Origin of the sequence: Cyanobium sp. BA20m-p-22, from assembly GCF_024346275.1 — a bacterium.
Lineage (GTDB): Bacteria > Cyanobacteriota > Cyanobacteriia > PCC-6307 > Cyanobiaceae > Cyanobium_A.
Window position 1 is genome coordinate 1 of record NZ_JAGQCQ010000083.1, and the last position, 11,694, is coordinate 11,694.

Genomic DNA, 11,694 nt, shown 5'->3' on the forward strand with positions numbered 1-11,694 from the left:
AGTTCCCCCAGCAGGCTAAGAGCGCGCTGGGGCTCGCCCCAGAGCACGGTGCCGCCGCGATGGCGCACCGTACCGGGCGCGGCCCCGGGTATGCGCTGTAGGTCTTCGGTGGGAACCATCACCACCGGGACCCGCAGGTTGCCCCGGCCGCGGCTGAAGTGGGCCGCCAGATCGGCGGCGGCCTGCAGATCGCCCTCGTTGGCCAGCCGCTGGGAACTCTTCAGCACCACATGGCTCCCCGGCACTTCCTGGGCATGGAACCAGAGATCTCCGCGGCGGGCCTGCCGCAGGCTGATCCAGTCGTTTTGGCGGTGGTTGCGCCCCACCTGCAGAGGTAGGCCGGAAGCGGTGTGCAGTTCCAGGGGCTGGGGCACGCCCTCAACCCCGGAGCCGGGCCGGGCCCGGCGGGGCACGCTGCGGCCAGACCCACTGCCCTGCCCAGGTAAACCGCCCAGGGTCTCTAGGTCAGCGGCCAGGCCCAGCACCTGGTTGAGGCTTTCGGCCTGATCGAGATAGGTGAGGCTCGCCTCCAACCAGGCCAGCCGCTGGTGGTGCAGCTCCAGCCGCGGGGTGATCGCCGCCACGGAGCGGCGGCGTTTGCGGGCGGTTTTGTAGAGCTTCTGGGCTGCGTCGATGCACTGGCGGCTGGGTTGGATCTGGCTGAGGAGCGCGTCTGCCTGACCCTGCAGGACGTCGGCCTCGGCAACTGCCGCCAGCAGGGCCTCCTGTTCCCGTGCTTGACGGGTCTCCTTGGCGGCCACAGCCTCGAGCCGGTGGCGCAGTTGCTGGCGCTGGTGCAGTAGGGCGCTGGCCTCCAGCTGCTCGCTGAAATAGGCGGCCAGGCCCCGGTTGATCCCCAGGGGCTCCTGCGGGCAGGGTTTGCCCCAGCAGCGGTAGCCCTGCGGCTCGATTTGCCAGCAGAACTGCTCCCCTGCCACGGCGGAGAGCCAATGGCGCCAGAGCTGCCAAAGCTGCTGCCATTGGGCTGGGCTGAGCCCGCCCACCTCGAGCTCCCCCCAGCCCGGCGGCAGCAGCTGACGAAGTAAGGCCGGGCTCATTCCCTGGTAAGCGTCCCGCAGGGCCTGCTGCAGCGGTAGGGGCACCAGGCTCAGCCGTCGCTGCCAGCTCTGGAAGTTCTCCTCGAGCCGCGGGGGCTCGCCGGCCAGGGGCGGCGGGGGCTGGTAGGGATCGCCCGTGCCGATTGGCCGCAGGCGCGATTGCTTCGGTTTCACCTGGCGGGCCAGAGCCACCACCTGGCGCTCGCCATCCAGCAGCAGCAGGTTGCTGTGGCGCCCCATCAGTTCCACCACCAGCCAGCCCAGCACGGGCTCGCCAGGGCGCCGGGCGAAGCCAAGCTCCACTACCCGCTCCCAGCCCTGCTGGAGAATTTCCACCAGGGCCAGCCCCCGCAGCCCATGCTGCAGTTGCTGGGCCAGGGTGCTGCCATCGCCCTGGCGGGGCGGCGCCGGGATCGTGTGCAGACGGGCCGCTTCCGCCTGCCAGCTGAGCTCGAGCCAGTGGGGCCCGCTGAGGCTGCGCAGGCTGAGTTGCAGGGTGTGGGGGCTGGATTGTTGGGCCTTCTCGAAGCGGCTGGGCAGCAGCAGGGGTCGCCATTCAGCCAGCAGCGCCCGCAGGGTCGTCACGTCCACTGCCTGCAGGCGAGAGGGGGCCATGGGCAGGGCAGGGGCTTCGAGGCTGGCTTCTACTCTGCAGGCCAGAGCTGATGTCTGCCATGAGCGCCCTGCCCGGTCGCCTCACCCTGATCACTGGCCCCAGTGGGGTTGGCAAGGGCACCCTGGTGAAGGGCTTGCTGGAGCGGCACCCAGAGATCTGGCTCTCCATCTCGGCCACCACCCGGGCCCCCCGGGGCGGCGAGGTGGATGGCGAGCACTATTTTTTCCTGAGTAGGGATGCCTTTGAGCGGCAAGTGGCCGGGGCGGGCTTCCTGGAGTGGGCTGAATTTGCCGGCAACCTCTACGGCACCCCCCGTCAGCCGGTGGAGGCCCAACTTGCAGCTGGCCGGCCCGTGCTGCTGGAAATTGAGCTGGAGGGGGCCCGGCAGGTGCGCAGGAGCTTTGCGGCCGGATTCCAGATTTTCGTGGAGCCGCCCAGCTTCGAGGAGCTCGAACGCCGCATTCGGGGCCGCGGCAGTGACAGCGAGGACTCAATCGCTCGCCGCCTGGCGCGGGCCCGCATTGAACTGGCGGCAGCCCCGGAATTCGACGCCAGGCTGCTGAACGGCAACCTGGAAGAGGCCATCGCTCAGCTTGAGAAGCTGATGGGCCTGAACGGCTAAGGCGCTGTCTGAACGGCTAGGGGGCCGTCAGAGCGGATGGAAGAGCAGGTCCGGGAAGAAGCGGTTGAATTCGATCAGGATGCCGGCCGTGATTGTGAACCAGACAGCGGCAAAAACCGGAGCGGTGGTGAGGAATTTTTTCATGGTTGAAATTCAGGACGGGACGGGTCGCAGTTCGAAGTTGCTCAGCGGGGCGAAGTTGCTCAGCGGGGCGAAACCGTGACCTTGTCGTCGGATTCCAGCAGCTTGCCGCTGGTGAGTTCGCCAAATGCGGCCAGGGGCCAGGTGGCGGCGGCCAGGGTGCTCTTGAAGGCCAGGGGCAGATCGATCTGGATCTCCTTCATGGTGGCGTCCTTGTCGCCTCGGATCGCCCGCAGGTAGTTGCGGCCAGCCCAGCCGATGCAACCGGCTATGTAGAGGAAGGCGATGCCCGGGATCATGAAGTCGCCGGCGTGGCTCCAGCGACCGTCCACGATTAGGTGGGGCAGGCCATCGGCACCGCAAACGGCCTGGCTGTACATGGCGAAGCGCGCCTTTGCCTGATCGGTTTTGGCGGTGGCTGCGCGCTGTTGGAAGCGGGCGCTTTCGGAGCAGGGGGTCAGGCCTGCCACGTCCGCGTGGGCCATGGGGGCAAAGCCCACCAACAGGAAGGCTGAGAGCAGGACTGCGAAGAGTCTGGGGGAGAGAAAACGGCGCATCAGACGCGGGGCCGCGGGGCAGGATGTCACCCACGGACAGTACGGGAGCTCCCCAGGTCAGATGCCCACGGTTCTTGCCCTCGAAACAAGTTGTGACGAGTCGGCGGCAGCGATTGTGCGCGACCGGACGCTGCTGGCCAGTGCCCTGGCTTCCCAGGTGGAAGAGCACGCCCGCTGGGGAGGGGTGGTGCCCGAAATCGCCTCCCGTCGCCATGTGGAGGCCTTGCCCCAGTTGATCGCCCAGGTGTGCCTCGAAAGCGATGTCGCCCTGGCCGACCTCGATGGAATTGCCGCCACCGTTGCCCCCGGCCTGGTGGGAGCCCTGCTGGTGGCGTCGGTGACAGGTCGCACCCTGGCTCGCCTCTATGCCAAGCCCTTTGTGGCCGTGCACCATCTGGAGGGCCACCTCTGCTCGGTGCAGCTGGGGGAGCCACTGCCGCCCGGCCCCTATCTGGTGCTGCTGGTCAGTGGTGGCCACACCGAACTGCTGCGGGTCGATGGGCCCGGCCGCTATTTGCGCCTGGGCCGCAGCCATGACGATGCGGCCGGAGAGGCTTTTGACAAGGTGTCCCGGCTGCTGGGCCTGGCCTATCCGGGCGGTCCGGCGATTGAGGCCGCTGGCCGGGAGGGCGATCCCAGCCGCTTTGCCCTGCCCAAGGGCCGGGTGTCTCGCCCGGAGGGGGGCTACTACCCCTACGACTTCAGTTTCAGTGGCCTCAAGACGGCGATGTTGCGCCAGGTGCGGGCCCTGGAGCAGGCAATGCCCGCCGAGCCCCTGCCCCTGGCCGATCTGGCGGCCAGCTTCGAGCAGGTGGTGGCGGAGGTGTTGGTGGAGCGGAGTTGCCGCTGCGCCCGAGACCAGGGACTTGAAACCCTGGTGTTGGTTGGGGGAGTGGCAGCCAACAGGCGGCTGCGGGCCCTGCTGGAGCAGCGCTGCCGGCGGGATGGCCTGGCCTGGCGGGTGGCGCCGCTGGCCTACTGCACCGACAACGCAGCCATGATCGGTCTGGCGGCTGCCCAGCGGCTGGTAGCCGGTCAGACCAGCTCCCTGGAGCTGGGGGTTGGGGCCCGAATGCCGCTGGAGCAGGCAGATCGGCTCTATGAACACCCTGGATGCTTTTAATCCAATGCCCGTAGGCTGGAACCCCAGCGGATCGGTGCGGCGCCATGACCCCCCTCGACGGCGAGAGCGATCCCCTGGAGCGTCCTGCTCCCACGTCCCACTCCCCTGTTCAAGTAGCTGGCGAGCCCGGTCATGTGGCTGGCGAAGAGGTGCCGCCAACCGAGCTGAACGCCTGGCGCCGCGGTTTCACTCCCCAAGCTGAAATCTGGAATGGTCGCCTGGCGATGGTTGGGCTCTCGGTGGGTCTGTCAGTTCTGGTGGTGGCCCGGCTGGCCAGCCACTGACTATCTACTTATCACTGCATATTCAGTAGCGACCGCGCAGGGCCTGGGCCAGTTCGTTGGCTTTGGGACTCTCGGCAATGGCGTCCACGGGGTTGACCCGGCCCTGCTCCACCAGGATCTGGAGTGATTGGTTGGCGGTCTGCATCCCGTCAAAGCCGCTGCGGCCCATTATTTGCTCGATGGCGTCGAGTTCGCCGCGCTGGATGTAGTCCTTGCAGGCATCGGTGTTGATCAGGATGTCGTGGTAGGCGGCCCGTTTGCCGTCATTGGTTTTTACGAGCCCCTGGGCTATGACGCCCAGCAAGGTCTCCGATACGGCCCGGCGCACGCTTTCCTGCTCGCTGGGCGGGTACATGCCCAGCATCCGTTCCACCGTCTTGATGGCGGAGTTGGTATGGAGGGTGGCAAACAGCAGATGGCCGGTCTGGGAGGCCTCGATGGCGGTGGCCAGGGTTTCCCGGTCGCGAATCTCCCCGATCAGGATCACGTCCGGATCTTCCCGCAGGGCTGCCCGCAGCGCTTTGGCAAACAGCTTGGTGTGCTGGCCCACCTCCCGCTGGCGAATCAGGGAGCGACGACTGACGTGCACGAATTCAACCGGATCCTCAATCGTGAGAATGTGCCGGCTCTGGTTGCTGTTGATCCAATCGACCATGGCCGCCATGGTGGTGCTCTTGCCAGAGCCGGTGGCTCCGCTCACCAGGACCATTCCCTTGGGCCTGCGGCAGAGCTCCTGCAGCACCGGCGGCAGGTTGAGATCTTCGAGGCTGGCGATCTTCTGGGGGACCAGCCGCAGCACCATCGCGGGCCCCCGCAACGAATCCATCAGGTTGATGCGCACCCGCACGAAGGGAAAGGCGTGGGAGCCGTCGTAGTCCTTATCGCGCTGGAAGCCGTCGATGGCGGCGGGGCTGAGCATCTCCCGCATCCAGCCGTTGAAGCGGGCCGCATCGGTGCTCGGCCAGCCGGTGCCGGCCATCTCCCCCCTGGCCCGGAAGCGGGGTTCCTCACCCACGCCGAGGTGCACATCGGAGAAGCCCTGCTCGTGGGCGATCCGCACGATGCCCTCCAGGTTGTCTGGCTGGCTGACGCTTTCGAAGCTGGGGCGGCTAGCGGCCGGCGGTGAGGGGGGCGCGGCCGGGAAGGGCGATGGAGGAAAGGGGGATTGGCTCATGGGCCCAGCGGCGTTGCCCCAGCTTCGCGGCTGCGCTTCTGCCTGTCAGCCCCGGATCTCTTACCAGCGCCCTTCGTAGGATTAACCCTTCGTAGGATCAGTAAGTCTGCAGAGCTTTGGTGTCTAAGCCCTTAGTCACGATCGTGCTGGGCACCCGTCCGGAGGCCATCAAGCTGGCACCGGTGATCCGGGCGTTCCAGCGGGCCGAGGATTTCCGCACCCGGGTGGTGCTCACCGGCCAGCACCGCGAAATGGTGAGCCAGGTGATGGCCCTGTTTGGCCTAACGGCCGACCACGACCTGGACCTGATGGTGCCCAAGCAGACCCTCACCCACATCACCTGCGGCGCCCTGCAGGGGCTGCAGCAGGAATTCGCCAGCCATCGCCCCGATCTGGTGCTGGTGCAGGGCGACACCACCACGGCCTTCGCCTCTGCCCTGGCGGCCTTCTATGAGCAAATCCCGGTGGGCCATGTGGAGGCCGGGCTGCGCACCGACAACCTGCTCGACCCCTTCCCCGAGGAGGCCAACCGCCGCCTGATCTCCCAGGTAACCCAGCTGCACTTTGCCCCCACCCCCCTCTCGGCGGCCAACTGCCGGGCTTCCGGCGTGGTGGGCACGGTGCTGATGACCGGCAATACGGTGATCGATGCCCTGCTGCTGATGGCCGAGCAGGCACCGCCTTACCAGTTGCCCGGCCTGGATTTCGAGCGGCAGCGGGTGATCCTGGCCACGGTGCACCGGCGCGAAAATTGGGGTGAGCGGCTGCAGGAGATTGGCCGCGGCTTCCGGGAGCTGCTGGACCGGTACCCGGACACCGCCCTGTTGCTGCCCATGCACCGCAATCCCACCGTGCGCGAACCGCTGCAGGCCCTGCTGGGCGACCATCCGCGGGCCTTCCTGGTGGAGCCGCTCGACTACGACCAGCTGGTGGCGGCCATGCGCGGCGCCACCTTGGTGATGAGCGATTCGGGCGGTCTGCAGGAGGAGGCGCCATCGCTGGGCAAGCCGGTGCTGGTGCTGCGCCGCACCACCGAGCGGCCCGAGGCAGTGGAGGCGGGCACCGCCCGGCTGATTGGCACCGACAGCGCCGACATGGTGGCGGAGGCCAGTCGCCTGCTTGACAACCCCGAGGCCTACGAGGCCATGGCCCGGGCCCACAACCCCTTCGGCGATGGCCAGGCTTCGGGGCGGATTGTGGAGGCTGCCCGCAGCTTCCTGGTCTCAGCCCAACAAGCGACAAGCCCCTAGGGGCGTTTCTTGGCCCAGGGGGGCAGGTCGATGAACACCCGGGTGCCGCTCTTGAGCCCCGAGATGATCTGGGTGTCCTTGCCGCTGCTGATGCCCAGCTCCACGGGCTGGAAGGTGGGCTGGTTGTTCTTGCCCACCAGCAGGACCCCCGGGCGGCCAGATTCGGTCACGATCGCCACGGTGGGCACCAGGGTTTCGGCCTGCACCTGGCCGGTTCGGAAGCCGATGTCGGCGGTCATGCCGATCCGCAGCTCGGGCGGCTCACCCACCAGGCGCAGCACCACATCGAAGGAGGTGACGTTGTTGATCTTGACGGCCCTTGGTGTGATCCGCAGCACCTTGGCCTCGAAGCGCTGGTCTGGAAAGGCATCCACCCGCACCGTGGCGCTTTGGCCCATGTGCACCCTGCCGATGTCGCTCTCGGGCACCTTGGCAATCACTTCCAGGCCCTGGGAGAGTTCCACGATCGAGGAGCTGGTGGCGCCTGCTGTTGCTGAGGCGGTGGTGGTGGGGGTCACAAAGGAACCGGGATCGGCGAAGCGCTGGCTGATCACGCCAGTAAAGGGAGCCCGCACCACCAGCTCGGCCAGCTCCACCCGGCGGGCGGCTAGCCGTTGGCCAGCGGCGCGCACGCCAGCTTGATCCACCAGAAAGGTGCTGCGCACCCTGTTGTAGTCACTCAAGCTGATGGCGTTCTGGCGATAGAGCCGCTCGTTGCGCTCCAGTTCGCTGCGGCTACGCACCAGTTCGGCCTGGGCTGAGTTCAACTGCGACTGGAGCTCCCCCAAGCGGTCGTCGAGGTCACCGCGATCCATGCGGGCCAGGGCCTGGCCGCGGCGCACCTGGTCGCCCTCCTCCACATAGAGATTTTCGATCACGCCCTGGCGTTTGGGGCTCACATTCACCCTTTTCTCAGCTGCCAGCTCGCCACTGACACTGACCACGCCCGGCAGGTTGCCGGAGGCAGCAAGCACGGTGTAAGAAGCCAAGCTGGCGCTGCTCGGACCCCGCTGGCGTTGGATCACGGCGATGCCTGCCACCAGCACCACAGCCGCAGCGGCCGCTGCCCACAGGCGCCGTTGCTTTTGCCAGGGCCGGCTTGGGCCAGGGCCGGGCTCGGAAGTTGGCTTTGGCGCTGCCGATGGGCTGGACACTGCCGGTGGCGGAGTGAGGGTGGGGATCAGCCTGGGGGCGGAGACGTCCATTTTCGCTGCTGGGAGGCCTCGCCTGCGGCCCGTAGATTTCAGCAATGCTCAAAGCCGGAATCGTCGGACTGCCCAACGTCGGTAAGTCGACCCTGTTCAACGCCCTGGTGGCCAATGCCCAGGCCGAAGCCGCCAACTATCCCTTCTGCACGATCGAGCCCAACTCGGGCATCGTTTCGGTGCCGGATCCCCGGCTCAACCAGCTGGCGGCCCTGAGCTCCAGCAAGGAGATCATCCCCACCAAGGTGGAGTTTGTGGATATCGCCGGCCTAGTCAAGGGGGCCAGCCAGGGGGAGGGGCTGGGCAACAAGTTTCTGGCCAATATCCGCGAGGTGGACGCGATCGTGCACGTGGTGCGCTGCTTCGAGAACGACGACGTGATCCATGTGAGCGGTTCGGTGGGCCCGGCCCGCGATGCCGAGGTGATCAACCTGGAGCTGGGCCTGGCCGACCTATCCCAGGTGGAGAAACGCCGCGAGCGGCTCAAGAAGCAGGCGCGCACCAGTAAGGAGGCCCAGGCTGAAGATGGCGTTCTTGAACGGGTGCAGGCCGAGCTGGAGGCCGGCGGTGCGGCCCGCAATGTGGCCCTCAGCGCCGAGGAGGCGCTGCTGCTCAAGCCCCTGGGGCTGCTTACCGCCAAGCCGATCATCTACGCCACCAACGTGAGCGAAGACGACTTAGCCAGCGGCAACGCCTACTGCCAGGAGCTAGCCGCCGTGGCCAAGCAGGAGGGGGCTGCCACCGTACGTATCAGCGCCCAGGTGGAAGCCGAGCTGATCGAGCTGCCCGAGGCGGACCGCGCCGAATTCCTGGCGGGCCTGGGGGTTGAGGAAGGCGGCCTGCAAAGTCTGATCCGGGCCACCTATGCCCTGCTCGGCCTGCGCACCTATTTCACTACCGGCGAAAAGGAAACCCGCGCCTGGACGATCCAGGCCGGTATGACCGCCCCCCAGGCCGCCGGGGTGATCCACACCGATTTCGAGCGGGGCTTCATCCGCGCCCAGACGATCGGCACCCAGCAGCTGCTGGAGGCGGGCTCCCTGCCCGCAGCCCGCAACAAGGGCTGGCTGCGGGCCGAGGGTAAGGACTACATCGTGGCGGAAGGAGACGTGATGGAGTTTCTGTTTAACGTCTGAGGTTCCGCGTGGGCTGCAGCGGTTTGCGGCTTTGAGGTAGTACCCCTTGCCCCAGCAATGGCCGTAGAACAGGACGTCGACGTGGAGCACTACGCGATCGAGCAAGAGATCTCGCGGAGCGCAGAGATCAATGCCAAGCGAGTCCGAGACGTGACACCCCTCAGGCGCCCCATTGACATCTTCAAGTCAGGCCAGCTCCAGCCAGCTGCGCAGGGCGAGATCGAGTTCAGCCATGGTTCCTGATTCCAGGATCCCCACCACGGCACCGACAGCGGCTGTGGGCACTGTGAACAGCTTGTCGGCCATGAGCTGTGAGGGTTTGCGCAGGCCATTGCTGCCACTGGGGTTCACGGGAATTCGCACCAGTGGTGCCTCCAGCAGGGTGCTGGTCAGCGGACAGAGCGTGACACTTGGATGACCTTGAAGCCAGCGATTGGCCTGCACCACAACGGCTGGTCTTGGTTTGCCTGAGTACACCCCAGAGGTGGCAACCGTCACTATCAACCCCCGTTGTAGAGCCACCGTCATGCTGTCCAACTCCGTCATGCGGTCCAATCAGTCCAGTCCGGAAGTTGCTCACTCCAGTTGGGTTTGCCGCTGTGTTCAGCAATCAATGCCGACTGACGCCGAGCCTCATCGTTGTTACTGAAGCGGTGCACATACTGCGCTATCGCCTCACGCACACAAGTACTCCGGCTCTTCCCCATGCTGCGCGCCAGCCTGTCCAACTGCTGCTCCAGCTCGGGCGCCAACCGCACACCGATCGCCATCGCGGATCTCGTTAAACGTTTTGTTGAACACCCTAGCGCCAAGCGATGACCAGGACGCCTTTGCCAGATCCCTGGTGGAGACAGGTCGCTTCCCTTCAATGTGTGCCGTTCTTCAGCAGGGTCTCGATCTTTTGTGGCAGCAGCACGCCGATGCCCAGGCCGATCGGGCGGCCTTGCGCGCCCTCCTCACTGAGCGGGCAGGTGGCCCGTTTGTGGCATCCGGCGAGCGGCGGGCATGACAAAGGCTGCATGGACCGTGGTGTTCGCCGCCGCTGTCGAATGGGAACTCGCCCTCATCGAGGCCTTTCTCAGTAAGGCCTATCAAGACTTTGGTGACCCTGCTGACCAAGCTGCCCACCACGCGGCAAATCGAGTTGACGCCATGCGCGGGTCCGTCAACGACGACCTCTTGCCAGGTCTGCGGCATCTCGCCCTTGGTCAGGCGATCTATTGGTTTCAGATCTGCGCAGAAGTGGCCCAGATTCGAGTTCTCGCCTTGTTTTTTGGCGGACAAGATCAGCAACGTCGCATGCTGGTGAGGCTCCTTGGAACGAGCAGCTAAGAGCAGTGCGGCTTGTGGCTGATGCTCCAGCAAACCAGATGTCAAGCGGCATTGAAAACTGAGCCACTTCCGACCAGCTCGCTGATCTGATCAGCTGCGCCCGCGCTTCCACGCCGCCACTGTTCAGGAATCTGTACAGCTTGTACTGATCTATGCACATCGCCCTCACATTGGGATTTACCTGCTGGAGGAACACGGCGGATTTGCCTGATCTTTTGGCCGGGGGCAGGGGGCGGGGGCTCAGAATGATCCCAACATGCCCCCTTGACCCGTGACCGATCCGGCCCAGCAAAAACCAGCCCAGCCCAACTCACCCGCCAACTCACCCACCCACTCGGCCACCGAATCACCCGACGACTCTCTCCACCACTTCGACGTGCAGAAGGAGCTTCACCAGAAGATCCGCAACGATCCCGACTACGACGATTGGGAGTACGGCACCGAGCCCCTGCCCCATGAGGCCTGGGTGGCCAGCCAGGCCCCTAAGCCTGAGCCCCCTGCCGCGGTTTAAGTCGTCGCACCAGGTTGAGCCCCGCCAGACACAGCAGGGTCATCCCTATCCAGAAGCCGCCGGCGTGGCGCTGGGCGTCGAGGGCCAGCCCCGCCAGCAGCGGTGCAGCCAGGGCGCTCAGGGCAAAGCACTGGGAGAAGAGGGCCATGGCCAGGCCCCGATGTTCAGGCGGGCTCAGTTCGATCACCGCCTCGGTGGCGATCGGCAGAAATGCTGCCGCCCCCAGGGCCAGGGGCAGCTGGGCCAACAACACCAGCCACAGGCCCTGGCGGGTGAGGGCCGAGAAGGCCAGCAGCACGGTGCCGGCGGCAAAACAGGTCAGGCTGAGCCCGAGGCCGTGGGCGATTGGCCTGCGGGCCAGGGCTTGTCCTACGGGCCATTGGATCAACACCAGCAGCCCCAGTTGGATGCCTACCAGCAGGGCGCCGAGGCTCTCGGGCATGGCCGCCCGCTCCAGCCCGCCCCGCACCAGATCCAAAGGCAGGGCGCTCTGCATCAATACGGGTAGGGAGGTGGCAAGCAGGCTGATCGCCAGCACCGGCAGCAGGGGTGGCAACCAGTGGCGCCATGGAGTCTTGGCGGCGGCGGCGGTAGGGGACGGCTCCGGGTTGGGCAGGGGCTGGCGCAGCAGCAGCACCACGAGCACCCGGGCGCTGATGCTGTCGACCAGGTAGATCCCCCGCAG

Annotated in this window: 16 protein-coding genes; 8 read left to right on the plus strand and 8 right to left on the minus strand. The window is 66.4% G+C overall.

Going from position 1 to position 11,694, the window contains the following annotated elements:
- Positions 1-1,673 (minus strand): NFACT family protein (locus KBZ15_RS08965; RefSeq protein WP_255014847.1); only part of this gene is annotated, 1,673 nt, incomplete at its 3' end.
- Between the two features lie 59 nt (positions 1,674-1,732).
- On the opposite strand from KBZ15_RS08965, the gene gmk reads away from it, so the two are divergent.
- Positions 1,733-2,296, plus strand: a complete 564-nt coding sequence (gmk, locus tag KBZ15_RS08970) for a guanylate kinase (protein WP_396123426.1) — start codon at positions 1,733-1,735, stop codon at positions 2,294-2,296.
- Positions 2,297-2,323: 27 nt separating this feature from the next.
- Here the strand turns inward: gmk and psaJ are convergent, their stop codons facing one another.
- Entirely contained in the window at positions 2,324-2,440 is a 117-nt protein-coding gene (gene psaJ, locus KBZ15_RS08975) for a photosystem I reaction center subunit IX (RefSeq protein WP_197148426.1), read from the minus strand.
- A gap of 59 nt (positions 2,441-2,499) precedes the next feature.
- Complete coding sequence (locus tag KBZ15_RS08980) at positions 2,500-2,994, minus strand: Photosystem I reaction center subunit III (RefSeq protein ID WP_254931747.1); 495 nt, start codon at positions 2,992-2,994, stop codon at positions 2,500-2,502.
- 61 nt (positions 2,995-3,055) lie between these two features.
- Between KBZ15_RS08980 and tsaD the strand changes: the two genes are divergently transcribed.
- Together tsaD and KBZ15_RS18650 are read left to right on the plus strand one after the other, a co-directional pair.
- The gene (gene tsaD, locus KBZ15_RS08985) at positions 3,056-4,117 is read left to right on the plus strand and encodes a tRNA (adenosine(37)-N6)-threonylcarbamoyltransferase complex transferase subunit TsaD (RefSeq protein ID WP_255014849.1); all 1,062 of its coding nucleotides are present in this window, start codon (positions 3,056-3,058) and stop codon (positions 4,115-4,117) included.
- A gap of 44 nt (positions 4,118-4,161) precedes the next feature.
- Positions 4,162-4,401 (plus strand): high light inducible protein, encoded by a 240-nt coding sequence (locus KBZ15_RS18650; protein WP_261357527.1) that lies wholly within the window; start codon positions 4,162-4,164, stop codon positions 4,399-4,401.
- A gap of 22 nt (positions 4,402-4,423) precedes the next feature.
- On the opposite strand, the gene KBZ15_RS08995 is transcribed toward KBZ15_RS18650, so the two are convergent.
- Complete coding sequence (locus tag KBZ15_RS08995) at positions 4,424-5,575, minus strand: type IV pilus twitching motility protein PilT (protein ID WP_255014850.1); 1,152 nt, start codon at positions 5,573-5,575, stop codon at positions 4,424-4,426.
- Positions 5,576-5,694: 119 nt separating this feature from the next.
- Here KBZ15_RS08995 and wecB point away from each other — a divergent pair, with 119 nt between their 5' ends.
- A complete protein-coding gene (wecB, locus tag KBZ15_RS09000) occupies positions 5,695-6,825 on the plus strand; it encodes a non-hydrolyzing UDP-N-acetylglucosamine 2-epimerase (RefSeq protein WP_396123427.1) in 1,131 nt (376 codons plus the stop codon).
- Here the strand turns inward: wecB and KBZ15_RS09005 are convergent.
- Positions 6,822-8,030 carry an efflux RND transporter periplasmic adaptor subunit gene (locus tag KBZ15_RS09005; RefSeq protein ID WP_255014852.1) on the minus strand — a complete coding sequence of 403 codons (1,209 nt, stop codon included), beginning with the start codon at positions 8,028-8,030 and terminating at the stop codon, positions 6,822-6,824. The genes wecB and KBZ15_RS09005 overlap by 4 nt on opposite strands.
- 44 nt (positions 8,031-8,074) lie before the next feature.
- Between KBZ15_RS09005 and ychF the strand changes: the two genes are divergently transcribed.
- Positions 8,075-9,166 carry a redox-regulated ATPase YchF gene (gene ychF / locus KBZ15_RS09010; RefSeq protein WP_255014853.1) on the plus strand — a complete coding sequence of 364 codons (1,092 nt, stop codon included), beginning with the start codon at positions 8,075-8,077 and terminating at the stop codon, positions 9,164-9,166.
- Between the two features lie 186 nt (positions 9,167-9,352).
- On the opposite strand, the gene KBZ15_RS09015 is transcribed toward ychF, so the two are convergent.
- Entirely contained in the window at positions 9,353-9,712 is a 360-nt protein-coding gene (locus KBZ15_RS09015) for a type II toxin-antitoxin system PemK/MazF family toxin (protein WP_255014854.1), read from the minus strand.
- On the minus strand, positions 9,709-9,936 hold the full coding sequence (locus KBZ15_RS09020) for a ribbon-helix-helix protein, CopG family (protein WP_255014855.1): 228 nt from the start codon (positions 9,934-9,936) through the stop codon (positions 9,709-9,711). Before KBZ15_RS09020 ends, KBZ15_RS09015 begins: the two co-directional genes overlap by 4 nt.
- A 23-nt stretch (positions 9,937-9,959) precedes the next feature.
- Here KBZ15_RS09020 and KBZ15_RS09025 point away from each other — a divergent pair, with 23 nt between their 5' ends.
- The 3 genes from KBZ15_RS09025 to KBZ15_RS09035 all read left to right on the plus strand — a co-directional run bounded on the left by KBZ15_RS09025 (position 9,960) and on the right by KBZ15_RS09035 (position 11,009).
- The gene (locus KBZ15_RS09025; protein WP_255014856.1) at positions 9,960-10,175 is read left to right on the plus strand and encodes a type II toxin-antitoxin system ParD family antitoxin; all 216 of its coding nucleotides are present in this window, start codon (positions 9,960-9,962) and stop codon (positions 10,173-10,175) included.
- The gene (locus tag KBZ15_RS09030; protein ID WP_255014857.1) at positions 10,172-10,498 is read left to right on the plus strand and encodes a type II toxin-antitoxin system RelE/ParE family toxin; all 327 of its coding nucleotides are present in this window, start codon (positions 10,172-10,174) and stop codon (positions 10,496-10,498) included. Before KBZ15_RS09025 ends, KBZ15_RS09030 begins: the two co-directional genes overlap by 4 nt.
- 271 nt (positions 10,499-10,769) lie before the next feature.
- Positions 10,770-11,009: a hypothetical protein gene (locus tag KBZ15_RS09035; RefSeq protein ID WP_255014858.1), complete on the plus strand. Its 240-nt coding sequence runs from the start codon at positions 10,770-10,772 to the stop codon at positions 11,007-11,009.
- On the opposite strand, the gene KBZ15_RS09040 is transcribed toward KBZ15_RS09035, so the two are convergent.
- On the minus strand, positions 10,981-11,694 hold a 714-nt coding region (locus KBZ15_RS09040), incomplete at its 5' end, for an MFS transporter (RefSeq protein ID WP_255014859.1). The two genes, KBZ15_RS09035 and KBZ15_RS09040, sit on opposite strands and share 29 nt — an antisense overlap.